This is a genomic window from Nodularia harveyana UHCC-0300, from assembly GCF_034931085.1.
Classification (GTDB): domain Bacteria; phylum Cyanobacteriota; class Cyanobacteriia; order Cyanobacteriales; family Nostocaceae; genus Nodularia; species Nodularia harveyana.
The window spans coordinates 54,125-79,468 of record NZ_JAYGHG010000023.1; the positions used below are offsets into that span (position 1 = coordinate 54,125).

General features: G+C 40.8%; 22 protein-coding genes and 1 CRISPR repeat array. Of the genes, 12 read left to right on the plus strand and 10 right to left on the minus strand.

From position 1 onward, the window contains the following. Positions 1 to 36: 36 nt before the first annotated feature. Both VB620_RS14025 and VB620_RS14030 read right to left on the minus strand, forming a co-directional pair. Entirely contained in the window at positions 37 to 1,389 is a 1,353-nt protein-coding gene (locus VB620_RS14025; RefSeq protein ID WP_323196768.1) for a (Fe-S)-binding protein, read from the minus strand. 52 nt (positions 1,390 to 1,441) lie between these two features. Then, positions 1,442 to 2,731, minus strand: coding sequence for an FAD-binding oxidoreductase (locus tag VB620_RS14030; RefSeq protein WP_323196769.1), 1,290 nt, complete (start codon positions 2,729 to 2,731; stop codon positions 1,442 to 1,444). A 341-nt stretch (positions 2,732 to 3,072) separates the two neighbouring features. On the opposite strand from VB620_RS14030, the gene VB620_RS14035 reads away from it, so the two are divergent. Next, positions 3,073 to 3,381, plus strand: coding sequence for an RNA recognition motif domain-containing protein (locus VB620_RS14035; RefSeq protein WP_323196770.1), 309 nt, complete (start codon positions 3,073 to 3,075; stop codon positions 3,379 to 3,381). Between the two features lie 97 nt (positions 3,382 to 3,478). On the opposite strand, the gene VB620_RS14040 is transcribed toward VB620_RS14035, so the two are convergent. Further along, positions 3,479 to 4,141 carry a gamma-glutamylcyclotransferase gene (locus VB620_RS14040; protein WP_323196771.1) on the minus strand — a complete coding sequence of 221 codons (663 nt, stop codon included), beginning with the start codon at positions 4,139 to 4,141 and terminating at the stop codon, positions 3,479 to 3,481. Positions 4,142 to 4,476: 335 nt separating this feature from the next. After that, on the minus strand, positions 4,477 to 5,205 hold the full coding sequence (locus VB620_RS14045) for a hypothetical protein (protein WP_323196772.1): 729 nt from the start codon (positions 5,203 to 5,205) through the stop codon (positions 4,477 to 4,479). A gap of 364 nt (positions 5,206 to 5,569) precedes the next feature. Here VB620_RS14045 and VB620_RS14050 point away from each other — a divergent pair, with 364 nt between their 5' ends. Continuing rightward, the gene (locus VB620_RS14050) at positions 5,570 to 6,775 is read left to right on the plus strand and encodes a glycoside hydrolase family 10 protein (RefSeq protein ID WP_323196773.1); all 1,206 of its coding nucleotides are present in this window, start codon (positions 5,570 to 5,572) and stop codon (positions 6,773 to 6,775) included. 136 nt (positions 6,776 to 6,911) lie between these two features. Here the strand turns inward: VB620_RS14050 and VB620_RS14055 are convergent, their stop codons facing one another. The 4 genes from VB620_RS14055 to VB620_RS14070 form a co-directional block, all read right to left on the minus strand. After that, a complete protein-coding gene (locus tag VB620_RS14055; RefSeq protein WP_323196774.1) occupies positions 6,912 to 8,396 on the minus strand; it encodes a site-2 protease family protein in 1,485 nt (494 codons plus the stop codon). Positions 8,397 to 8,534: 138 nt separating this feature from the next. After that, the gene (coaBC, locus tag VB620_RS14060; protein ID WP_323196775.1) at positions 8,535 to 9,782 is read right to left on the minus strand and encodes a bifunctional phosphopantothenoylcysteine decarboxylase/phosphopantothenate--cysteine ligase CoaBC; all 1,248 of its coding nucleotides are present in this window, start codon (positions 9,780 to 9,782) and stop codon (positions 8,535 to 8,537) included. Between the two features lie 61 nt (positions 9,783 to 9,843). Next, positions 9,844 to 10,056, minus strand: a complete 213-nt coding sequence (gene isiD / locus VB620_RS14065; protein ID WP_323196776.1) for a protein IsiD — start codon at positions 10,054 to 10,056, stop codon at positions 9,844 to 9,846. Positions 10,057 to 10,213: 157 nt separating this feature from the next. Then, positions 10,214 to 10,834 (minus strand): alpha/beta hydrolase, encoded by a 621-nt coding sequence (locus VB620_RS14070; protein ID WP_323196790.1) that lies wholly within the window; start codon positions 10,832 to 10,834, stop codon positions 10,214 to 10,216. 42 nt (positions 10,835 to 10,876) lie between these two features. Here VB620_RS14070 and VB620_RS14075 point away from each other — a divergent pair, with 42 nt between their 5' ends. From VB620_RS14075 to VB620_RS14095, 5 genes are all read left to right on the plus strand, one after another. Next, positions 10,877 to 11,002: a hypothetical protein gene (locus VB620_RS14075; protein ID WP_323196777.1), complete on the plus strand. Its 126-nt coding sequence runs from the start codon at positions 10,877 to 10,879 to the stop codon at positions 11,000 to 11,002. Positions 11,003 to 11,329: 327 nt separating this feature from the next. Next, the gene (locus VB620_RS14080) at positions 11,330 to 12,385 is read left to right on the plus strand and encodes an iron ABC transporter substrate-binding protein (protein WP_323196778.1); all 1,056 of its coding nucleotides are present in this window, start codon (positions 11,330 to 11,332) and stop codon (positions 12,383 to 12,385) included. A gap of 135 nt (positions 12,386 to 12,520) precedes the next feature. Beyond that, the gene (locus VB620_RS14085) at positions 12,521 to 13,546 is read left to right on the plus strand and encodes an iron ABC transporter substrate-binding protein (RefSeq protein ID WP_323196779.1); all 1,026 of its coding nucleotides are present in this window, start codon (positions 12,521 to 12,523) and stop codon (positions 13,544 to 13,546) included. A gap of 3 nt (positions 13,547 to 13,549) precedes the next feature. Next, entirely contained in the window at positions 13,550 to 15,169 is a 1,620-nt protein-coding gene (locus VB620_RS14090; protein WP_323196780.1) for an ABC transporter permease, read from the plus strand. Between the two features lie 21 nt (positions 15,170 to 15,190). Beyond that, positions 15,191 to 16,231, plus strand: coding sequence for an ABC transporter ATP-binding protein (locus VB620_RS14095; RefSeq protein ID WP_323196781.1), 1,041 nt, complete (start codon positions 15,191 to 15,193; stop codon positions 16,229 to 16,231). Positions 16,232 to 16,479: 248 nt separating this feature from the next. Here VB620_RS14095 and VB620_RS14100 read toward each other — a convergent pair whose 3' ends face one another. Further along, positions 16,480 to 18,603: a WYL domain-containing protein gene (locus VB620_RS14100; protein WP_323196782.1), complete on the minus strand. Its 2,124-nt coding sequence runs from the start codon at positions 18,601 to 18,603 to the stop codon at positions 16,480 to 16,482. Between the two features lie 361 nt (positions 18,604 to 18,964). Next, positions 18,965 to 19,290: a CRISPR direct-repeat array (repeat unit 36 nt; unit sequence CCCCACCGATTGGGTTAATTCGGAATAATTGGAAAC). A gap of 63 nt (positions 19,291 to 19,353) precedes the next feature. Beyond that, positions 19,354 to 20,190 carry an Rpn family recombination-promoting nuclease/putative transposase gene (locus VB620_RS14105; protein WP_323196783.1) on the minus strand — a complete coding sequence of 279 codons (837 nt, stop codon included), beginning with the start codon at positions 20,188 to 20,190 and terminating at the stop codon, positions 19,354 to 19,356. Between the two features lie 487 nt (positions 20,191 to 20,677). Between VB620_RS14105 and VB620_RS14110 the strand changes: the two genes are divergently transcribed. The 5 genes from VB620_RS14110 to VB620_RS14130 all read left to right on the plus strand — a co-directional run bounded on the left by VB620_RS14110 (position 20,678) and on the right by VB620_RS14130 (position 25,275). Further along, the gene (locus VB620_RS14110) at positions 20,678 to 22,285 is read left to right on the plus strand and encodes a Cas10/Cmr2 second palm domain-containing protein (protein ID WP_323196784.1); all 1,608 of its coding nucleotides are present in this window, start codon (positions 20,678 to 20,680) and stop codon (positions 22,283 to 22,285) included. Next, positions 22,270 to 23,361 carry a CRISPR-associated protein gene (locus tag VB620_RS14115; RefSeq protein WP_323196785.1) on the plus strand — a complete coding sequence of 364 codons (1,092 nt, stop codon included), beginning with the start codon at positions 22,270 to 22,272 and terminating at the stop codon, positions 23,359 to 23,361. The genes VB620_RS14110 and VB620_RS14115 overlap by 16 nt, the downstream gene beginning before the upstream one ends. Before the next feature lie 83 nt (positions 23,362 to 23,444). Continuing rightward, on the plus strand, positions 23,445 to 24,314 hold the full coding sequence (locus VB620_RS14120) for an RAMP superfamily CRISPR-associated protein (RefSeq protein WP_323196791.1): 870 nt from the start codon (positions 23,445 to 23,447) through the stop codon (positions 24,312 to 24,314). A gap of 3 nt (positions 24,315 to 24,317) precedes the next feature. Beyond that, on the plus strand, positions 24,318 to 24,704 hold the full coding sequence (locus VB620_RS14125; protein WP_323196786.1) for a hypothetical protein: 387 nt from the start codon (positions 24,318 to 24,320) through the stop codon (positions 24,702 to 24,704). Between the two features lie 13 nt (positions 24,705 to 24,717). After that, positions 24,718 to 25,275 (plus strand): hypothetical protein, encoded by a 558-nt coding sequence (locus VB620_RS14130; RefSeq protein ID WP_323196787.1) that lies wholly within the window; start codon positions 24,718 to 24,720, stop codon positions 25,273 to 25,275. The last annotated feature ends 69 nt before the right edge of the window (positions 25,276 to 25,344 follow it).

A 25,344-nucleotide genomic window follows, 5' to 3' on the forward strand; every position in this document is an offset into this window, starting at 1 on the left:
CGACCTACATTATTAGGTTGTCGGTTGAAAATTTACTCAGTCCAACTTAACGCCCCGAATGGAATAATCTAATAACTCCATTGGGTGCATTACCGAAATTGTTTCCCCTTGCAATTGCAGATGTTTAGTAATTTGCAACGTACAACCGGGATTAGCTGAAGCAATTAATTCTGCACCAGTATTTAATAAATTCTGCACTTTTTGCTGTCCCAATTCTTCTGCAACTTCTGGCTGCAACATATTATAAACCCCCGCACTACCGCAACACAAAGCTGCGTCTAGAGGTTCTCTTAACTGCACGCCGGGAATTTGTTTTAACATTTGACGCGGTTGCACACTAATTTTTTGACCATGTAATAAATGGCAAGCATCTTGATAAACTAAATTTAAAGGTTTATCAGTTAAAGGCGATAACTTCGCAGTCATTCCCACATTAACTAAAAACTCTTGAGCATCTTTCACCTTAGCCGCAAAAGCCTGAGCCTTTTCTTTATATTCTGGGTCATCTTGTAAAATGTGACCGTATTCTTTTAACGTGTGACCACAACCAGCAGCGTTGATAATCACAAAATCGACATCGGTATTAGCAAAACTATCAATCATTTGTCTAGCTAAAGCTTGCGCCTGTTCCGTTTGTCCTTGGTGTTCGGGAAGCGCCGCACAACAACCTTGAGATTTGGGAATTACAACTTCGCAACCATTAGCCGTTAAAACTCGAACAGTGGCTTCATTAATAGGCGAGAAAAACAACCTTTGCACACATCCCAAAATCACCCCAACCCGGTAACGCTTCTCACCTTGGGCGGGAATCACATCAGGTAAATTATCCTGAAAAGACTTAACAGTAATTGTGGGTAAAATTGATTCCATTGCAGCCAAACGGGGAGATACTTTTTGTAGTAAACCTGTCGCCCGCACCAACTTTGGTAAACCCAACTTTTGATAAACAAATAAAGGGAACAAAAACAAACGTAATAAATCAGGATTAGGAAACAACGAAAATATCAATTTCCTAATCAACGTATCTGGTAAACTGCGGGAATAATTGCGTTCAACTTGGTGACGAGTTGCAGAAATCAACTTGTCATACTGCACACCAGAAGGACAAGTGCTGACACAAGCCAGACAACCCAAACAAGAATCAAAATGTTGAACAGTTGCCGTATTCAGAGCAATTTCACCCTCATTAATAGCATCCATTAAATAGATGCGTCCCCTGGGAGAATCCATCTCCTTCCCGATTACCCGATAACTGGGACAAGTAGACAGACAAAACCCACAATGTACACAACTATCAATCAACTTCGGGTCAGGAGGCTGACTAACATCAAAACCCTTTAAATTCTTAATCCTAGCAGTATCATTCACAGAATTATCAGAAACTTGCATTTTATCCTCTTCCCTCTTCCTTGGCGACCTTGGCGACTTGGCGGTTCGTTAATCAAATTCCCCCCACAAAACGACCAGGACTAAAAATATTCTGAATATCAAACTGAGCCTTAATTTGACGCATTACCTGTAAAGAATTACCAGAATAACCCCAAACATCCATTACTTCTTTCACCTTATGCGGTGCTGTTAAAATACTCAAAAATCCCCGATTCTCCTCACATCGCTGGCGCATTTTTAAAACTTGATTTTCATCCTCAAATTGTAACCAACCCAAACCACTAGAAAGGTGAATTAAACCCATTTCCGCCTGAGACAAAACCTCCACAGCCATAGTAGGTAACACTCCTATTTTGCAGGTAATGGCAGACTCTGTTACCGGATTATCTATTAGTTCTCGTAATCTTTGCCATAGAGAGGCTTCATGTTCATGTAGATAAATTGTTCCATTTAAACCCAACTTTTCTCCCACCGCTAATAAGCGATTTGACTGTTCTGTTACACTCTCACTAATACTTTGGAAACGCACCATTAATCCCAAACCCTGATTTAAGCCTAACTGAGAAGTGAGTTGAGAAGATAGCAAATCAGCCTGGGTGGGTGTTAAGGCGGAACTGCGGAGAATATTTGCAGCTTGGGAAATCGCCTCTGCTGTGCCGGTTAGCACCACTGTACCAGATGTTTCTGGTAATGGATAAACACGTAAAGTTACTTGACTAATAACGCCTAATGTGCTGTAAGAACCAGTGAATAACTTCATCAAATCGTATCCGGCGACGTTTTTGACAACTCGCCCGCCAGCTTTGGCAATTTGTCCATCAGCACGGACGAAGGTAATACCTAGTAGCTGGTCGCGGACACTACCGTAACGCTGTCTGAGGGAGTTGGTATCGGCTGTAGCGATGATTCCGCCAATGGTGGCTAATTTTGGTGTGCTGGGGTCTAGGGCGATGAATTGACGGGATTTTGCTAGAATTTCCTGGAGTTGGGAAAACTGCATTCCAGCTTCTACGGTTACGGTTAAATCACCAACGGCGTGTGCAATTAGTTGATTGATGCGTTCTGTACTAACTACGATATCAACGCTGGTGACTAAACCACCCCAGTTAATTTTACTGGTTTTACCACAGGTGAGGACGCGCCAGTTTTGACGGTGTGCCTCGGTAATGATGGCTGCTAGTTGTGCTTGGGTGTGGGGATAGACGATACATTTGGGCGGGTTTGCAGATGCGGCGATCGCCTGTTGAATATGTTTTTGCTGGCTGTGTTCCAGGTTTTCCCAAAGAAAGATGGCATTTTCTGCGTTGATAGTAGATGCAAGACAGGAGGCGATCGCGTTCATCAGTTTGTTTTTGTAGTCCCTATATCTAATTTAATGGTTATTTTGATGATATTTTTGCTTTTGCGGGTAAAAGATGAGATTATGGTTACAAGGCATCTAAAAAGAAGTTAACGCGCGATCGCACAGTATGCCGCACTTAAATTTCTGTGGCTTATATGACTTTTAATGACAATTTTTATTGATTCCCCCACACTTTAGAAATGTGTGTCATAGTGAGGGGGTGAGAATTTATTCGGCGATCAGCTTTTGTTTTTATTATTGACAGGCTTTTTCCTTTTGGTATTTACAGACTTTTCTCCGAAACCGAAATCTCTACACTCTTACGATTTTGGAGAAAATCTATGTCAGTTTACGTAGGCAACCTATCTTACGAAGTTACAGAAGACACTCTTAGTAGTGTATTTGCAGAATATGGTTCTGTAAAACGTGTACAACTACCAACCAACCGTGAAACAGGACAACTGCGCGGTTTTGGCTTTGTAGAAATGGGTACAGAAGAAGAAGAAACAGCAGCTATCGAAGCTCTTGATGGTGCTGAATGGATGGGACGCGACTTAAAAGTTAATAAAGCGAAGCCCAGAGAAGATAGAGGCGGTTCCTTTGGTGGTAACCGTAGTGGTGGTGGCGGTAATTTCCGTAGCCGTTACTAAACAAATCATCTCATACCTTTTAACCTCCTAAATACTAGAAGTTAAAAAGGTCATAATCTGAGAAACCTCAAGCCAACACCGGTTTGAGGTTTTTTTATTAGCTACTAATTCTGGTGGTTGCTGGGAGAAAAAGGCTAGGGGTGGATTTTGAGAGGGATTTCTCGGCTAGTTCCCACATTTGCTGTTGTTGATGGCGCTGTTGTAATTTATGCATATGATCAAACAAATACCAACAATATTCTTCTGGTAGTCCACAGGTAACAGCACCCCGGAGAACAACGTTAAAATACCAGTCATTGGGGGCGAGTTCTTCTGTGAGTTTATTAACTACTACATAGGTGCGGATATTTTTGTATACCTGATTTGGGCGGTGAATCTCGACTGTTTCCCGACGATATAAACTTTCGGAAACACCTTCCCGTTTATCTAAATATGCACTTAGTCGCCAGGGTAGCTGATACAGTACACCTTTCACACTGGCGTTGGGATCTGGTAAGACATCTAAAACCCCACAGTGGCGAGTGGGAGAACAGGAATAGAAACCTAAGCGATAGCCTTGTAATATTCCGGGGCCGATAATATAAGTATGGGTATTTTCACCAAGCGATCGCTTTAAATCTACCGGACACATACAAGAGCCATAGGCAAAGTAATAAAACATCGGCTCTTTTTGTCGCTGTTGTTGCAGTTTTAACTCTGGCTTTGTCCGATGATGGGATTCTATCCCCATATTGTGTGAGCGATCGCTTTGATGACTCATCTATCTTGAGAAGTATTTTTTATTTAATTGATATCATATCATTAACAGCTAAAATATACAACTATATCCCGATTGAGAAAGTGTAGTTTAAAATATTAGCCTAGAGAGGTGAAATTAAATTCACCAAGAAATTTTTATACTGCATCTCTGAATATTTCTCGACCTAGAGATAAATCTAGGGAATTGAGTTGAGAATTTGAAATTGGGGATTTTGGCTGGATTCCACAGAGGACTTACGCAAAATCATGAAAGAATTAACCACAAAAGATACAAAGAAATAAGATTTTCATAGAGTTATTGCGTAAGTCCTACCACAGATATAAGGGAGAGTATCGTTAGTTAGCAGTAATTGTGCTAGCTTCTGTATTTAACCTGATTGCCGAACCGTCTTCATTAGTGTGATACACCAGAATTTGGTCACCAGCACCAACCGTAACTTGCCAACCTTCGACTAAAACTAGGAGACAACTTTCAGCCGGACCACCTAACTCCAAACAACTATCATTCCAAGTACGTTGTTCAAATTCAATAATTGTTAGCTCAGAAGTTGAGAGTTGTAAAGTTTGAGCAGCAGCTTGTAAAACCGCATCTCTGACTGATAGAGGTAAATCTGGCGATGGATCGGTGACATCATTTATTTCGGCTAAACGTATCAAACGCCCATTACTATTGGTGTGATATACCCAGGTTTTTTCGCCATTAGAAACTACAACTCGCCAACCAGGGACTAAAGCTTGAGTGCAAACTTCATCGGGTTGAGCTAGTTCCAAACAACCATCGTTCCAAGTTTCTTGACTATATTCAACAATTGTCAGTCTTTGGGGTGAAAAACCTTCTCTAATGAATACATCTCGCCGTACTGCATTAGCTACTAACAGGGGTAAGTTATTTTGCTGATTTATTGAGAATCCCCCAAAATTTCCTGGTGGAAAGTCGAAAGGATCAGCCGTGGCACTTTTGATGATTGTCAAGCCACCAGCGATAGATAAAATGCTACTTAAAGTTAAAGCAGTGATTATTCTGGCTTTATAGGTCATAGAAGACTGTTTCAGAGGCGTTTTCATCGGAAAATTCCCATATTCATCAGTGTTTACATAGACCCTAGTATACTAGTTGTTTGTTCCTAAATTTTACAGTCACAGTACTGAGCGATCGCATTTTCAGCCCTAAGCAGATATAGCAGGGAGCAGGGAGCAGCACTTCGGCTTACTTCGACTTCGCTCAGTACAAGCCGCTCAGTGTCCGGGAGCAGGGGGAAGCCTTGAAACTCTTTAATTACAATGGTTTTATGATCCGTTTGTGTCCTAACCACCTTGGCGGTTACCATATCACAAAGAAATAGTCAGTATTCTCACTTGCAGAAAAGAATGCAACTTATATCTCAATAGACCAGTCATTAATGATGCTTTACCCTGTTTATACTAAGTTATGAATAAATATCTCAAAATTTTCCGTAGTCAAAAGCAGGGATTATTTGCCGCCATAGTTGCATTGAGTATAATGGCGACATTCATGTTATCCTTTCCTCTGAATGCTCAAACCAAGCCAGAATTAAGAGGCGTATGGTTAACAAATATTGATAGTAATGTATTATTTCAACGCGATCGCCTAAAAAATGCTGTGCAAACCCTGAAAGACTTAAACTTCAACACCGTCTATCCGGTAGTTTGGAACTGGGGTTATACATTATATCCTAGTCAAGTTGCTGCTAAAGTGATTGGGCGATCGCTCGATCCCGAACCCGGATTACAAGGGCGAGATATGCTCAAAGAAATTGTCAGCGAGGGACATAAAAAAAGCCTAAAAGTAATTCCCTGGTTTGAATTTGGCTTCATGGCCCCTGCTGATTCCCTCCTAGCCAAAAATCGTCCCCAATGGCTCACCAATCGCAGAGATGGCAGTAAAATTGTCAAAGAAGGCATACATGAACGAGTTTGGTTAAATCCCTTCAACCCAGAAGTACAAACATTTATCCAAGATCTAATCGTAGAAATCGTCAGCAACTATGATGTTGACGGTATTCAATTTGACGATCATTTGGGCTTACCATCGGAATTAGGCTATGATCCTTACACAGTAGCCTTGTACAAACAGGAACACAGTGGGCAAGCACCACCATCAGACCCGAAAAACCCCGAATGGGTGAGATGGAGAGCGGACAAAATTACCGACTTCATGAAGCAGGTATTTACAGCCATCAAAGCCAATCACAAAAATTGTATTGTTTCCGTCGCCCCTAATCCCCAGCGCTTCTCTTATGAATATTATTTAGCCGATTGGCAGAGATGGGAAAGAATGGGACTAATAGAAGATTTAGTATTGCAGATATATCGCAACGATTTGGATGTATTTATCCAAGAATTAGACTATCCAGAAGTTAAAGCCGCCCGTAGCCATATTCCAGTGAGTATCGGCATTTTATCTGGGTTAAAAAATAGAACAGTACCCATACAACAGATTCAAACACAAGTGGAAACAGTGCGCGATCGCAAATTTGCCGGAGTGTCCTTCTTCTTTTATGAAACCCTCTGGAATCTCACCCAAGAAAAACCCCTAAAGCGTCAAGTCCGCTTGAAAAAGATGTTCCCCACCCCAACGAGTTATCCTAATTTACTAACTGGCTGGAAACCTTAAAGTGGGGAGTGGGGAGTGGGGAGTAGGGAGTGGGGAGTAGGACTAAAAACCCAGTTAAGCATTTCCTTCTTCTCTTTCTTAACTTGGCGGTATCCGCTACGCTCAAGCTATGCTAAGGTAATCCCCTCCCTGCACATCAACCAATACCTAACCTTCCTGCGACACCAGGAGTAATAGGTAAGAGAGTCGTAATCATTAAGAATAGTGCCAATAGAGCTAAAGCAGCCCTAGCATCATCTGGTTCAGTGATTTCATTTAAAGTGGGACGTTCTGACTCCCTTTGTAAAAAGAAAATCACCACCGCCCAGTAAATAGCTAGAGAATTACCCAAAGCAATTAACCCCAGTAAAATTAAAGTCGCCGCAGTTGATCTACCTGCGGTTTTACGGCCATAAATTGCCTGGACAATCCGACCACCATCTAACTGTCCAGCTGGCATTAAATTCAAAGCCGTAATCACTAAACCTAGCCAACCAATCACTACTAAAGGATGAACACTGACAACAGATGCTTGCAAAGCCGAACCGAGGACAACCCGCGCCAAGCTACCGACTAAAATTGAACCTTGGAAAAACTCATTAGGTAATTGAAATAAACTACCAGGGTGGGAAAGTAGCAAACCCACAATCAACATTAATAAAGAAAGGATACCACCTGCGGCTGGCCCTGCCAAAGCAATATCAAATAGTACCTTCCGATTCGGTAACAGAGATTCAAAGCGAGTAATTCCACCAAAAGAACCGATTTGTACAGCCGGTAAAAAGAAAGGCCAGCTGAGACGGACTTGGTGACGACGCGCCAGTAACCAATGACCGATTTCATGAATTGCTAAAATTGCGAATATTCCACTAGCTATGGGTAAAGCCTCTCCAAATCGTTCTGGATTGCTCAATAAATCAAAATTCAGCAATAATCCCGCAGTTTCTAAACTTGTCGCAATTGTTGCTATCAACAAAATCACCGCAAAGGATTTTTGCTGTAATGACATCGGACGCGGATCATTACGACTGGGTAAAACAATCACCACAGGTTTACCATCAGTGCTATCCACTAAAAATAGGCGATATTTATCATCTAATTTTTTTTGTAAACTAGCAGTCAGACGTTCGTAAACTTCTTCTGCTTCCCCGCGCATATTACCTTTAAAAATTGCGCCTTCTTGATAGGAGATAGTTTCTGTAGCAAAAAACGTATCAATACCGAAAATACCTTTAATGGCGCTTAAGTCTTCCTCTGGAATTGGCAGCACTTCCAGTTTCACCTCTCCGACTACCACCGAGGGATTGTTCTCTCCGGCTGATGAAGAGTTCGCCGCTAGCCTTTCCGTTGCTTTGTGCTTAATAATTTCATCTTGCCCAGCTGCGCGTAACTGTCTGCCGATAAAGACATACAACCCAGCCGAAGTCACCACTAAAATCAATATACCAGCTATGTTGATGTAAATTCCAGCCGCAAACAAACCGAAAAATAGTAGCCAGGGAGTCATCAAGACCACCGACTGCAACCAGGCTAAAATTCCCAGCTTCCCAAAAGGTCTAGCGCGATAAAAGCCCCAACCTAAAATACCCAAAGCAATTAACAAAATTATTCCAACTATAGGAATATCCGACGAGGTAAACATTTCCCAACCCTTCACTGTGAAAAACAAAGCCTGAATTATTCAGGTCTTACAGATATTATCCCCTAATCTATAACGCCCCCTGTAGTCTGCCCAAATTATGCACCTTGCGGTTTTCTAGCACGGATAACTGATAAATGTTCACTGTTCACTATTCCCTGTTAAATAAGTAATGCAGAAATCAAATAAATCATGGGCCATTTGTAATTTAGACCCAGGTGGAATTTCTCGCTTATTTCCTTGTTTATCTAAGAATATCGCCTGATTGTTGTCGCTACCAAAACCACTATCAGGTTGATCGATGGGATTAGCCACAATTATATCTAAGTGCTTCTGCTGCAATTTTGCCATAGCTGGGGTGATAATATCCCCTGTTTGTGCGGCGAACCCAATTAACTGCTGATGGGGTTGTTTGAGTTGTGCTAATTCAGCAATGATATCTGGTACTGGTGCGAGGGGTAAAGCTTGGGGAAGCGATCGCTTGGGTAATTTCTCTGTACTATAATCTCTAGGCTTGACATCTGCCACGGCTGCGGACATAATTACTACATCAGAGTTATGTAAATATAACTTCATTGCTTGGTGCATTTCTGCGGCACTCACTACAGGTATTGCTCTCACTCCTAAAGGTGCATCCCAAGTTGCTAAACCATGCACTAAGGTAACTTCTGCCCCGCGATGAAGTGCTGCTTGTGCTAAGGCTAGTCCCATTTTCCCTGTGGAGGGATTGCCAATAAACCGGACTGGATCAAGATATTCTCTGGTTCCTCCAGCACTAATTAATACACGCTTCTGGGTTAAATTTCGTTGACCGCCAGTGTGCAGTAGTGATTGAATATAAGTCAAAATTTCCGGGGGTTCTGCCATTCTCCCAGCACCAATGCGATCGCACGCTAATAACCCCGATGCTGTACCCATACCATGATATCTGCAATCTGTTAACAGTTGTCGCCAATTGCGCTGCACCGCTAACTGTAACCACATATCTGTATTCATCGCCGGCGCTAACAACACTGGACAAGTAGAAGCCAGGACAGTATTTGTCAGTAAATTATCAGCCATACCACTGGCTAACTTTGCTAATGTATGAGCCGTTAAAGGGGTAATTACCAGCAAATCTGCCCATTCTCCCAACTCAATATGCAACGGCCGCGAGTGACTTGCTTGCCAAAAATCATCATCTGTGTATGCACAATGGCGAGAAAGGGTAGCCAAAGTTAAAGGCGTGATAAATTTTTGCGCCGACTGGGTGAGAATGACGCGAATTTCTACCCCAGTTTTAAACAGACTGGAAACCAATTCACAAACCTTATAGGCGGCGATCCCACCACCCACAGCAATTATCACCCGTTTTTTCCGGTTTGGGGTTTCGGGTTGGAGATTTAGCATAGGGGAAAATTAGGAGCAAGTAGTTAAAAATCATAACTCTTAACTCCTAATATTAAAATTGTTATGCTTCGTCGTAGGCTTCTAAATCCAACAGGTAGATGTAGGGTTCAACTAACTCAGGACGTTGAAAGGCGATCGCACGCAATAGATGCCAATCATTTAAACCCTCAAAAGCATTACTATAATCATCTGCTTCCAGACGATTAGCCAACTCTTTGATATCCGCCGTAGTCATAGCAGAAATGTTGTTCTGAGAAATGCTTAAAGTTTTCATAATCTTTGCCCCTCCCTTATGCAGAATTCTGACCCAGCACGATTTGAGTTGCGCTTGACGCTACCGCCCAATCTATCTTACTCATTAGAGGGTGCAGATTTCCGAAAAACTTGTAATCTCTTTACCATAATTTGCTAAAAAAATATTCTCCCCCAGGCTAGACCAAGAGATTGTTCGCAAAATTATGTAGCACATCTAACATTTCAGTGCTAACTTCATGTCCCAGATCAAATTCCTGGTAATCCACCGCCATACCTAAAGACTCGGTAAATTGCCGGGTTTTTAAGGCAGCTGACAATGGCACAACTTCATCAGATGTACCATGCATAATTAAAGTCGGGGGAAAATCACCAGAAGCAGTGTTAACCAGATCAGGATGCAAATATCCACTCATCACCACCAATCCCGCCAGAGGCAATTTTAACCCCACATCCAAAGTCATCGCCCCACCTTGAGAAAATCCACTCAAAATAGTCCGCGACAACGGCACACCAGTAGAACTTTCTAAAGATTGCAACCAATCTATTAATAATTGGCGACTTTCTTCCAAACCTACATACATATTTTCGGTTCTCAGGTCATACCATGCTCTACCTGTAGAAGAATTGGGAAAGGGAAAAGGAGCATTAGGAAACAAAAACTGGTAATTAGGTAACTTAAAAAACGGTGCTAAAGATGCTGTATCTTCAGCATTAGCGCCCCAACCATGTAAGCAGACAATTAAGCCAGCCGGAGGTTGAGAACCAGAAGGGGGAAGGGAAATAAATTGTAGAGACAGAGCTTTACTCCTAGTGAGACGGTATTGGGTAAAGTTGGAAAAATGATACCAGTTACCTTAACCCTCAAGGCATTTTACCAAAAATCTGGGTTTGAGGCTCCCTGTTCTTCCCGGTCAGACAGGCTTGATCTGCGATCGCTGTTTGAGCCTCATAATGCCCGTATTTAGCGTTACATACAGATACATAAATTTTCTGGGACTTGCAGAAATCCCACCCCACATAATTAGACAATAATAATTCTCATCTAAATTTGATTGCTTTTAGACAACCTTTCTGATTTAATGAAAATCAATGTCATATATACCTTAAAAATTAATTAGTAACTATTATCAATAAAGTTAGTTTAAAACTGGTATCGTACCATAAAAACACTGATTTTTTCACTAATTAATTAGGAGATCATAATTATTCATTCGTAATTATGTCACTGGGTTTTTCATCAACATTTATATGACAAAGATGTTGATGTTATAGTTTTTCGTTGGGAGAAAGTTATGAAGCGTCGCCAATTTGTTTATTTAGTCGGAATAGCAACCGTTAGCGGTGGATTAGCCGTGGCTTGTGATTCTAATTCTAATCCAACTACTACAATTCAAACCCCCACAACAGCTACTACAGAGTTGGAAGAAGGATTAGTAATTTACTCAGGACGCAACGAGAAACTGATTGGCGAATTAATTAAGCAGTTTGAAACCCAAACTAATGCTAAAGTCCAAGTCCGTTATGGTGATACGGCGGAATTAGCCTCAGCCATTTTGGAAGAAGGTGCAAATAGTCCCGCAGATGTATTTTTTGCTCAAGATGCAGGCGCTCTGGGAGCATTGCAAAAAGCAGGAAGAACTGTAGAGTTACCTAGTTCCCTAGTGAATCAGGTGGATAGTACCTACCGTTCTCCAGAGGGTCAATGGTTAGGTATTACGGGAAGAGTGCGTACCGTAGATTACAACACAGATTTAGTTAAGGTAGAGGAATTACCATCATCTATTTTTGGTTTTACTGACCCGAAATGGAAAGGTAAAATTGGCTGGGCCCCTACTAATGGCTCCTTTCAATCCTTTGTTACAGGCTTACGGGTGAGCGAGGGAGAAGAGAGAGCGAAGGAATGGTTAGAAGGTATCAAAGCTAATGAAGCCAAGGTTTATCCAAATAACACATCGATAGTGGAAGGTTTAGGTCGTGGCGAAATAGCTTTAGGGTTTGTGAATCACTACTATTTGGAACGAATCAAACAAGATAATCCTGATATTCCTGTGGCGCATCATTTCACTGAAGATATTGGGTCTTTAGTCAATGTCGCTGGGGTAGCAATTCTCAATAGTGCGAAGAATCCCAATATGGCGGAAACGTTTGTAGAATTTTTGCTGAATCAAGATGCTCAAACCTATTTTGCTACTCAAACTTATGAGTATCCTCTCGCTTCTGGAGTTTCCCCCCAAGGAAATTTGAAATCACTCAAAGAAATTCGCCAACAAAATCAAACCATTGATTTGAGCAACCTTAATGATTTGGATAACACCCTGAAATTATTGCAGGAAGTCGGAGTTATTTAGGCTGTGATCCATAGGTAGAGATGGTTAGGTAATGCAGGGAAAAAAATTTGCAAATTTTTCTTGCTTACCAATACCACTTAATGATAATAATTATAGATAGTTAAGGGTATCGCTAATTATTCCTGTTAAAGCAAAATGCAGACTGTAAAATCAAAACCATTGTCATTAATCAAAGTTGCGGCTGGCGCTTTAGCTTTCGTCCTGAGTTCGGGAATCGGTGTCAGTGTGAATGCACAAACCAAAACCATCACTATTTATTCAGGTAGATCGGAAAAACTGATTTCGCCATTGCTAGAAAAAGCTGAAAAAGACTTGGGAATGAATATCCAAGTGCGTTATGGTGATACGGCTGAGTTAGCGATCGCCCTAGTGGAAGAAGGCAAGAATAGCCGCGCCGATTTATACTTTGCTCAAGATGCAGGAGCTTTAGGTTTATTAGAAAGACGAAATATCACCTTACCCATTTCATCTAACCTCGTCAATCAAGTAGATTCCCGCTTTCGCTCTCCCCAAGGCAAATGGCTCGGTATTTCTGGACGTGCGCGTGTCCTTAACTACAACACAAATTTAGTTCAAAAGAATAATCTGCCCAATTCAGTTTGGGACTTAGTAAAACCACAGTGGCGCGGTAAAATCGCATGGGCCCCTACTAACGGCTCATTTCAGTCATTTGTTACCGCTATGCGAGTCACAGAGGGAGAACCCAGAACTCTGCAATGGCTCAAAGCCATGAAAGCTAATGGAGTCAAAGATTATCGCAACAACACAGCGATAGTAGAAGCTTTAGGACGGGGAGAATCTCACATCGGTTTGGTGAATCACTATTACTTAGGTCGCTTCCAAAAAGAGAATCCTAACTTCCCTGTAGCTCCTCACTACACCAATAAAGATGCAGCATCAATGATTAACATTGCTGGTGTGGCAATTATGAACTCCACTAAGCAAAAAGCCGAAGTAGAAAAACTGATTAGCTACCTCCTCAGACCCAGTTCACAAACATACTTTGCTCAAGAAACTAATGAATATCCTGTGATTTCAGGGGTAGCAGGACCAGCAAATCAAGTACCATTAAATCAGATTAAGACACCCAACGTTAACCTGACAAATTTAAATGATCTGCCAGGGACGTTAGAATTGCTACAACAGGCAGGAGTTTTGTAAGAGTTGAAATCATCGCTTCGCCCTCCATTATTTCTGATTTTAGCGGCGGCGGTAGTAGCAGTGGCTATTACCCTGCCATTACTATATTTAGTTCTCCGTGCAGTGGGAATTGGCGCGGATGAATTTTGGGCATTAATTTCTCGTCCCCGTAATATCACGGTTTTCTTGAATAGTGCAGCAATGGCGGCTACAGTGACTTTGTTTTCTACACTGATTGCTGTGCCATTAGCTTTTTTAACTGTGCGGACAGACTTACCTGCAAGAAAATTTTGGTTAATCGCCACAACATTACCCTTGGCTGTTCCTAGCTATGTGGGCAGTTTCGCTTTAATTGCCACGTTAGCACCAAGGGGAAGTCTTTTACAGTTATTGCTCCAACCTTTGGGGGTAGAAGAGTTACCTTCCATTTATGGTTTTCCAGGGGCAGTTTTAGCGATTACTTTGTTTACTTACCCTTATTTATTATTAAGTGTCCGTTCTGGGTTGCAAGGTATAGATCCTTCTATAGAAGAAGCGGGACGGAGTTTGGGTTATAGCAGTAAAGAAACCTTCTTTAAAGTCGTTTTACCCCAATTGAAACCATCGATGATTGCGGGGGGTTTATTGGTAGCTTTGTATTCATTGCGGGACTTTGGCACACCGTCGTTGATGCAGTTTGATGCCTTTACACGGGTAATTTTTATCCAGTATAAAGCTAGTTTTAATCGCAACACAGCTGCGGTGTTATCTTTAATGTTGGTAACACTGGTATTGTTAATTTTATGGTTAGAGTTTCGAGTGCGATCGCGCGCTGCATATTACAGTCGTGGTTCCGCGTCTTTGCGTCCGCCCAAAATTGTCAAATTAGGAATTTGGAAATGGCCAGCCCTTGGTTTTTGCTTCCTGATTACTAGCTTCGGTGTGGTGTTACCAGTAGGAATTACCTTATTTTGGCTAATTCGGGGACTCAACAATGGTTACAGTTTCACCAACTTATTACCCAGTATACTTAACTCAGTTTCAGCAGCTGGATTAGCTGCGATCGCCGCCACCATCTTTGCCTTACCCGTAGCCATTTTATCAGTCAGATTCCCCACCAAAATCACCGCCATCATTGAACGCTGCTCTTACATCAGCTTTGGAGTACCAGGAATCGTCGTCGCCTTATCCTTAGTATTTTTTGGGGCAAACTACTTACCATTCCTATATCAAACATTACCAATGCTGGTATTTGCCTATTTAGTCTTATTTCTGCCCCAATCAGTAGGAGCAATCCGCACCAGCCTATTACAAGTCAATCCCCAGCTAGAAGAATCAGCCCGCAGCTTAGGCAGAAATCCTTGGCAAGCCCTAAGAGAAGTCACCTTACCCCTCGTCAGACCTGGTGTCATTAGTGGAGCAGTATTAGTCTTTCTCACAGCCATCAAAGAGCTACCCGCCACAATGCTATTAGCCCCCATAGGTTTTAAAACCTTAGCCACAGAAATTTGGCAAGCCACAGAAAACGTAGACTTTGCCGACGCAGCCGCCTCCTCCCTAGCCATGCTCCTAGTTTCTATGGGTTCCACCTTATTGGTCTTATCTCAAGAAAACGTTAAAAAAGAGAAAGTCACACCCAACGCAGAAATCACCGCCAAATCTTAATTTACTCACGTCTGATTTACTATGCAACAAGCAATTGTCCAATTACAGAATGTCACCAAGCACTTTTCCCAAAATGCCGCCCCCGCCGTCGATAACGTATCCTTAACACTGCAAAAAGGGGATATCTTGGGATTGCTCGGCCCCTCTGGTTGTGGTAAAACTACCTTGTTGCGAATGATCGCGGGCTTTGAGAACCCACAATCAGGCCAAATTGAAATTGGCGGTAAAATAGTTTGCCAAGGTTCTATTTCCGTCCCAGCCGAACAGCGTGACATCGGCATTGTTTTTCAAGACTACGCATTGTTTCCCCATTTAAACGTCGCCGAAAATGTCGCCTTTGGGTTAAGAAATTCCACAAAACAGCAAATCCAAAAACGGATCACCGAAGTCATTGAACTAGTAAACCTCCAAGGCTTAGAAAAGCGTTATCCTTACGAACTCTCCGGTGGACAGCAGCAACGAGTCGCCCTCGCCCGCGCCCTAGCACCCCAACCCCAACTCATGCTGTTAGATGAACCCCTCAGCAACCTTGATATACAAGTCCGGTTGCGGTTACGGGAAGAAATCCGAGACATCCTTAAAGCCGCAGGGACTTCAGCCATTTTTGTCACCCATGACCAAGAAGAAGCACTAGCAATTTCCGATTTAGTCGGTGTGATGAAGCAAGGACACCTAGAACAACTAGACACACCAGAAGAAATTTATACTCATCCAGCATCCAGATTTGTCGCCGAATTTGTGACTCAGGCTAACTTCCTTCCCGCCCGTCGTCAAGGTAATATCTGGGAAACCGAAGTAGGTAATTTTGAGTTACCAGTTCACTACACCAACGACATCGGCGAAATCATGATTCGCCAAGAAGGTTTAACATTAGAAGCAGCTAATGATTCGCCTGTATTTATCCACAGTCGCAGATTTTTAGGACGCGAGTATCTCTATTGTTTAAAAACCGCCTCCGGAAAAGAAATTCACGCTCGCACCATAGCAGATATCCCCTTACCCATAGGCGCACGAGTGCAAGTATCCGTCCCTAGCGATACTGTGAAGGTTTTTCCTCAATAGATTCTGGAAAATAAATAAGCCAGATAACCCACTTTGTATATATAGCAGGGAGCAGGGGAGCAGCACTTCGGCTTACTTCGACTTCGCTCAGTACAAGCCGCTCAGTGTCCGGGAGCAGGGGGAAGCCTTGAAACTCTTTAATTACAATGGTTTTATGATCCGTTTGTGTCCTAACCACCTTGGCGGTTGCTATACTTATGCAACTATCTTGTCAGCGTTGAAGTATCTTTAGCCATAGAAACTATATCTTAAGTTTCATAATTGGCTACAATTCCTTGACCTATTTCCTTGATCTTTTCTACTAACTCCTGTGGTGCTACTACCTTAACACTTCCACCAAACCCAATAATCCATCTCCGCAAATCAAAATCATCTAATGTCCACTTGGGAAATATTGCTTGAAACCGATGGGGAAAATTGCGATCGCCTGTTTTAGTCAAACAAAATAAAGACTTAGACAAATTACTCCTTGTCTTCTGAAGCGGTGGAGACATTTTCATGTTTGCAAATCGTTTTGTCCCCTCGGTAATAAAAGGATAAATCTGATCATTGAACCACAGTTCCACCATTACACAGACTTGCATTCGTTCTTGTTTATCTGTACTGAGAAATTGTTGTTGGTCAATACTGCTATTTCCTAAATGCATTCCCGCACCAGATTTAAATAATTGTTGTAACTTATGTAACACTTTTTCCTGTGCTTCCCGGCTGCGTTGTTGACTTTGAGGTTTACCCAAAAACAATCTATCTAGACGTTCAAAGCGCAGTAAACCAGAAGTTTCACCACTTACGCACTCATAACCCAAATACCAAGCCAAATTTGAGAAAATTATTTGCAATGGATAAGCAAAGAAAAAGTCTTTTTCATCTCCTTCATATCTACCCACACCTGCTAACCGTTTTAACTCCAACAGCCTTCCTTCCACAATTGCCGTCTCCAACTGTGAAAGATTATTACTTAAAGCGCTACTATGGAGATGCTTAGGATCTACTATAGAACTATTAGCGATCGCCCTCACCGGATAAATATTTTCAGTATTTTCAATAGTACGGGTTTGTAACAAACGTTGCTTAAATATTTCGTAGATTTCTAAAGCCTGGGGGTCATTTAAACTATTGGCTTGGGATTGAATAATATCAAAAACCTTGATTAATTCTGGTTTAGAAAGAATACCTGTACCAGCAAAATAACCATGACGCATAGGAAACTCAGGTAATATTTTATAGGGTTTTAAAACTTTTTCAATATCTTTACGAATTTTATCTTTCTCTTGACGATAGTTGTTAATTACCCCTTCTTTTTCAAGAGATCTAAGTAAAGTATTCAAACTACCTATACCAATGTCAGCTAAAAAAGGGTAGTGGAAAATAAACCGGATTGTCCCCATTAACCGCCCAAAAACTTTTTTGTCTGAGTAGGAGTGTGTTGCACTTAAAAACATCAACTCATCAGGCTCAAATTTCGGGAAATCTTCACTACAAACTTTTAAATTACTATTGATAATTCCCTCAGCTTCTAACCATACTAAATCAGCCGCCACAGCATCTTTTCTAGCATAAATATCACCCCGCATCTTCGCCATAAAACCAGTAATTTCTTCCAGGGAGTTAGCAAAATCTGGAATATATCCAAAAATATTTTCTAACAGTTGAGGCTTAGTTAAATGCAACTCACCAATACCAGGATAGTTAATAATTAAACATATTAAATACATCAACCGCTCAAAATCTAGCAGATAACTATAACGATGGGGTATAATTTTTGCATGACGATTTTGAAAATTAACAATTTGACGGGGAACACCTGCAATTAACTTAGTAATTTGATGCGGGGAAAAGTCGAGCGAACTGACATCAATATTATTGACTACGGCGAATCCTTCATCAGTAATTGGTGGTGACTCTTGCAGTATTGTATACATATTTTTAATAATTTCTGGGGGAACTTGGCGTTGGCGTTGTTGATTCCAGCTAATGCAAATTTCCCAGGGAGTTTTTAAGTACCAGCCAATCCACTGGAGTTGCGGTAATTCCCATTGTGTAAGTTGGGTTTTGACTTTGAGTAAAAAGTCCATGCGAAAGGAATGCTTATAATTTGTAGCGTCGTAAATAACACTTTTTCCTAAACTAAATGCAGTACAAATACGGTTAATAACAGTGGCTTCGATTGTCTGCCATTGGCCTTGAATTGTCGCGTCACCATATAATTCCTGGCGGATTTCATCAGTAGAGATAATTTCGTAATTTCCCAGACTGCATAATAATTCTGCAAAGGTAGATTTACCGCTTCCTGGTGTGCCAATGAGAAAATGAGCGTAGGCTTTGGAGTCGGTTTTAGCTGCCTGTTGAGTTTTGCGTCGGGACGTTGACATATAAGGTATAATTTTATAGTTATTTTCCTAATTTATTTAGATATGCGAATCAAGTTAAACATTCGCAGTATATGTTTCATTTTAGTCGGGTATAAATAATAATTTTACATTGCTTATGCGAATGACGGTCTTGCTATATCTAGGTTTGAAGCTATTTTATGCGTTTTTGTAACATGACTATCGACACACCTCGGCAAATCGCCCAAACCCTTATTTTTTCGTTGAGGTGTGTCGATTGCTTGCTGTGTAAGGGTTTGAGCTATGTGTTTGATTAATTTTTCGGCTGGGTGTACAATCTTTTTTAGAGGTGTGTCGATTTGCGGTCTGAAACCTTTGCTGGGCAAGGGCTGCTAGACGAACTCCCCACCGATTGGGTTAATTCGGAATAATTGGAAACCATTTGTCCGACTTCTCGGACTTGTGTTCTCATTAGCCCCACCGATTGGGTTAATTCGGAATAATTGGAAACCTTAAAGTCCTCCTAACCCACTTTTGTTCTCCATTCACCCCACCGATTGGGTTAATTCGGAATAATTGGAAACTCCCACTTCAACGCCTTGGAGGCGTTTTTGAATAGATCCCCACCGATTGGGTTAATTCGGAATAATTGGAAACCTTCGGTTTCGTTGTTTGTTTGTTGTTCGGTTGTGTCCCCACCGATTGGGTTAATTCGGAATAATTGGAAACAAAAAAGCCCTCACATTGATGAGGGCTTGTTATTTTTTTTAATAGCTATTGATTTACGAAAAATTATGAAAAAGTTTGCCGTAATTCCTCAAGATTATTCGCTAAAACCACACTTCGCAAAATTCCTTGTAATTGTTCCAAATCATTAATTTGAGAAACTTGAGGCATTAATTCCAAACCCTCATTACCAAACTTCGCTTCCAAACTCGTCCGTATACTCAATATTATTCCCTGTGATTCTCCTTCTCGCCGTATTTCCTGATACCAAGGTGACTCTCGTAAAACTGCCATATCCCACCTCATGATGTCTTTAACTAACGCACTTTCTAATACAAAAGTAGCAAAAAAGGCTAGAACCGTCTCCAGTTGATTTAAGTCTTCATCTCGACGTAAGATTTGCAATGCTTCCCTAATTGTAGACTCATTTCCTCCTCCTTTCAGAATTGGGACAAAGGGAAGTAATGATGGCAAAGATTGTTGAAAGGGAATATTCACATCAACGTCCCACAAATTAATCACGCGGTAATCTTGGGTTGCTGTTAATCCTGCAATATTTGATGCAAATCTTGTGGGTATTTCTACATCACTTGTCTGCAAAATATTAATTAGTACAGGGTAAGTCGGTAATTCATATTTTTCTTCTGCCAGTGCTGCATAACAACGCACTCGTCGAGGCATTTTAGAACTGTAGCGTAATTGCAGTTCATTTAATACGAGAAATTCTCCATGTTCTGGACTTGTAGCACGGATTAATACATCACTTTCTCTACTTATCCATTGAAATTCTCCCGATAAAATTTCATTGGCTTTGATATTGGGAATATCCGTCACCCATCGTACCCAATTGTCCGGTGCGAGGCTAATTAGTCTTTTCGTACTGGTATCTGCTCGTTTTGGCATTTTTCAAGATGCACTTTTGCCTAGAGATTTATCATAATCTGAAATGGGAAAGAGTGAATGATTTATGGTTGTGCGTAGGCGGAGCATCGTCGGAGACATCGCTCTTCTCGAAATAGTCATCAATAAATAAGTAGGTCAAATTAAGTATAAAGCGTTACTATATGTCCGGCTTACCTCTCATTACTAAGGAGATGGATTGAGGGTGAGGTTCTATCTTATATTTCAACGGATTGCTATATTTTTCGTCATTCGCATGAAAACAGTTTCCAACTCAGGTCATTTCTGCAACACTTGGTACTATCAGCGTTGGGTTAAAAACTAACAAGTAAGAAGATAATCATTTCTTATTATTTTGTTACTTTTAAATTACGCATTGTTACATAGATAAAGAAAATCAGTTATTTTGGGTGGCGTTTAAGTGGCTCATTATACGATTTTCTGGTGCTAGATGTTATAGATCAAGTTATTTAGGTGTTGAAGTAAGAGTATGTCTGATGAAGCAAAAGATACATACACTGCTATTACCTTTGCACCAGTGCAGGGATTTATCGAAAAATCTCGGAAGTTAAGAGACTTATATGGTGCTTCAGAACTTCTTTCATATTTAAGTAAAAAAATAATTGATGCTGCTACCCTTGAGGGTTTAGAAGTGATTTCTCCTGGTAGTCCTAACATTGAACAGGGAACACCAAACCGGATTCTAATTAAAGGTAATTTTCCAGAGAAACAAGCAAGAGACACAATTTTGTCAGCGTGGAAAGAAGTAATCGACCACTGTAGACAATGGCTGAATGATAACCTGCGACATTTAGGGCCTTATTACTGGGATGACGACTGGAATCGTTGGGCTAATCATAGTTGGGAAATATTTTGGGCGCAAGCAAATTCTCCCACATCTGTAATGAGAGAACTAGAAAATAATAAGCTGAGTCGTGATTGGATTGCGATTAACTGGATTGGTGAAAGTTCCAGTCTTACGGGTACTGATGGTATAGCATTTCCGGGATTGGGTGGAATAGAACGCAACCCGATGAATATTAGTTATAAAGCTGAAAAGGAGAAAATAGAGGAGTTTTACACAGAACTTGCAACAATAACCGAAAGCACGGCAAAATCCGAAATTGAAGGTAAATTTATTGACCCCAGGGAAAAACTCAGCATCCCTGAACTAACTAAGCGTTTGGTGACATTACCTGACATTGCTAGACGTTTTGGGATGTCATCCTTAACTAGAGGATTTCAAGAAATCCAGCGTAAACCCGATGGAGAGACAAACACACCTGGACAGTGGACGGGTTGGTTTATGGGGGATGGAGATAAGGTTGGTAATCATCTACAAACTATTGCAGAAAATGAAGGTGATATTGGTTTAAAAAATTTTAGCGAAGCCATGCGGAATTGGGGACATGAATTTACCCGAAATTTCACTAATAATGTCTCAGGAATACGGGGACGAGTGATTTATGCAGGTGGTGATGATTTTCTGGGAGTGATTTACAGTCCCAAACCGCAAAACCCAATTCCTGCTTTTACTGCTTATGAGTGGTTGATGACTTTGGATAATCGGTGGAATCAACATCAACAACCGATAAGTCTCAGTGTAGGGTTTGTGTGGGTTGCGGGAAGTGTACCCCAGAGAGATGTATTGCAACATTGTCGGGAAGCTGAAAAATTAGCAAAATATCGTGGACGCGATCGCATCACAATTCGAGTTTTATTCAATAGTGGTCAATATGTGCAGTGGACTTGTCCTTGGAACTATTTGCATATTTTAAAAAAATACCAAGACAGAAATGGTAATACCCATGAGAAATGGGAACGCAGAGGTTGGGATGAAAAATATAAACCAAATTGGAACCATATTTATAGTGATTTAGCTCAACTTAAAGCACGTCATGCCATTGATTTAGACCCAAACAAACAAAATATAGATGATACATTGGCTTTAGCTTTATTTGATATTTATTTTCAAAATAGAGATTATTTAATTAATCATAGCTCTCATATTGTGGGTGGAAATGCTTCTTATTTAGAAATAATTTCCTGGATTAATGACTTAATTAATGTAGGGTGGCAATTATGTACAGATATTTAATAATTATTAATCCCTTGGGATTTCTCTATGGTAGTGCAGGAGCATTTTTATCCCCAGATGACTTGGTAGGACGTTCTGGAGCCAAATTTCCTCCTGATGCGTATACATTATCTGGCTTGTTTTTTGGTGCTAATAAAACCGAACAATTTATCAACCATGAAGAGTTGAAAGAGTTACACGTTGCAGGTCCTTTTTGGGCAGAATTAGATAATCCTGAATATTTTTATCTTCCCATTCCTTGGACGAAAATTATCAATCAAGAGGAAAACCAAACAGACGAATGGGAAATTCGTGATGATAAATGGTATCGTTCCGAAGAAACAAAAGAGATAGAACCGGATTCTCGCTGGCAAACTATTAATTATTGGGAAGATTCTGCGGAAACTCTCCTCATTAATGGTGGTACTGCAAAAGACCCTTGGAAATATACATCTATATTACATCCAAAGTTAGAAAAAGATCAGCGTTGTGTGCAACAAAAGGGGGGATTATTTCTAGAAAACTCAGTCCAAATGGGATATCATACTCGTGATAATGAGAAGCTAGAAACCTGTTTAGTATATTTATCCACCCACGAACTACCCAAAGGTTGGTATTGTTTTGGTGGTGAAAATCATCTAGTAGAAATTAGCTCAATGGAACTTACAGATGACAGTTGGATAGTAAAGTTATTAAAACAAAAAATTCAACGTAGCTGTGCATTAATTACACCAGGAGTATGGGGTTCAACTCGGTTTTCGCGTCGCTATCCCGATCCACAGCATACAACATTTCCTCAACCAAGTCATATTCTCACTGATAAACCATCTCCCTACCGTTACCGCGTTGGAGATAACAAAGGAAGGGGACGTTTAGGAAGGGGACGTTATGCAGTTCCTGCGGGTACGGTTTACGTATTTGACGAACCTTTAAATAAATCTTGGTGGGGGGATAGAAAAGAACCAGGATTTCCTGATGAATTAGAATTTATCAATGAATCAGGGTTTCCCAATGAGTGGTTTCCCAACGAAGGATTTTATCTCAAACAACTGGGATGTGGTTTATGTTTACCTCTAGCTATTACAGGAGTTGATTAAAAATTCCATCTTAAAATCTCTTATTCTCCGCGTCTCTGCGTCTCTGCGTGAGACAGTCCAAAAAACCAGAAGTAACTAATTTAATGTATCATCAAGCTTACGGAATCATTAAAACCTTAGCACCCCTTCATGTGGGAGCAACAGCCGGCGAAGAGAGGGGAAATTTAAACTTAATTTTCCGCGACCAATTTACCCAAACAGGGATTATTCCTGGTAGTTCAATTCGGGGAAGACTGCGTGCAGAAATGCGCCAAAATGATGGAGAAGACGAAAAACAAGTCAGGAAGTGGTACGGTAATGATGTAGCAAATAGTAACGAAACTGATACAGTTGACCGTACTTTTTCTGACCGCACAACAGAGTCATTAGTTAAGTTTGAATATGCTTCCATTGTTTGGCTACCTGTATTTTGTCCTGGACAACCAATTGTTTGGGTGAGTTGTCCGCGTTTACTCAAACGTTACAAAAGAATAGCTGGATTAGAAGATATTGTACCTGAAAAATATACGCGATCGCAATCCCTCACACCTTTACCAAATAACAAACTGTTCTTCAATTTTGGTTTTTTAACTATTGAACATCATGACAACTTATCCAATTGGTTTCCAGATCATGAAGAACTTCCAGCAGTCGTAGTTGCTGATGATGAAATTTCCATGATTCACGATATGGCATTATACCGCCAAAGTCGTGTTGCTTTAGAAAAAGACCAAAAACGTAATGCTGAAAAGGCTTTTTTTGGAGTTGAAGCACTACCAGAAGAAACCATTTTAGCTTTTCCCATTGGATTAAAAAAAGATAAAGATGGCGGACAGTGGGAACCTTTTCCTCGACAAAAAACTAAAGATGATATTTATTTAGGAGGACTAGAATCAGTGGGATTTGGTCATTGTGAAATCTCATTGTTTAATATTCATGTCAACACCAAAATTAACAGTAATACAGGAAATTAATATATGTCTTGGGAAGATTTTAGCCTCGATAAAGCTGCTCATGATTTAGTTTATAACTATCGTAGCGAAGATAAAGAAACCGTGAATCAAGTCCATAAAATGCGTACTACTGTTGCTTATGGATTAGAACGATTTTGGGGAGAACATTTACGTTTAGATGGGAGTAAATCTGCATATTGGGAAGAAACTTGGAATAAACTTGTAGAAATTATGGCACAAGCTGAGATTACAGTTCCGAATAACGCCCAAGATTTATGGAACTCAGAAGTGTTTCCCCTCGCCTACCGCAAGGTTACATTAGCGATTTTAACGCAATTATGTGACTGTATGGTGTGGTGGACGCAGAGATATAAACCCACTCGGAATAACGCAACTGAAGACGATAATTAAGGAGAACAAGAAAATGAGCGATAGTGACTTAGTACCTTTGATGTACCGCGCCCAAATCGAGGATAGGGGAAAAATCCAGTATGCTGGAGGTCGAGGACAACAAGAAGAAGACCAACAAGCTTCCAAATGGCTAAATCAATGGTTAAAAGGATGTCCCCCTGTTCCTAAAGCACCAGATGAAAATGTCCCTAAATGGAAACAGAAACCACAGCAAACCCCAGTAAAAATACCTCAATTTGGTGCTAATATTCACACTTGGGAATACACTCAAAGTTGGCGTTTTGTTACAAACTCTGGGCAAGATGAAGGCATAATTAGACCTGTAATTGGTGCAAAAGGTATACCTTTTTATCCAGGTTCAAGCATGAAAGGTGCATTTTTACGCGCTTGTCAGCAAATTGCACCTGATAAATTGCTTGACTATTGTGGTGGAGAAGTAGAAGAAATAATTGCTGGGAAAAAACAGAAAAAAACTAAACCCGGAGTTTTACGTTTTCATGGTGGTTATCCCGTAGATACAGCACTTGCGTCTGTAATGAGGTACACTAGATTAAAATATAAATATTTTTAAATGAAGTCATACTCTGTCGATCTTAGAGAAAAAATAGTTGCAGCACATCTTGAGAAAAACATCTCAATT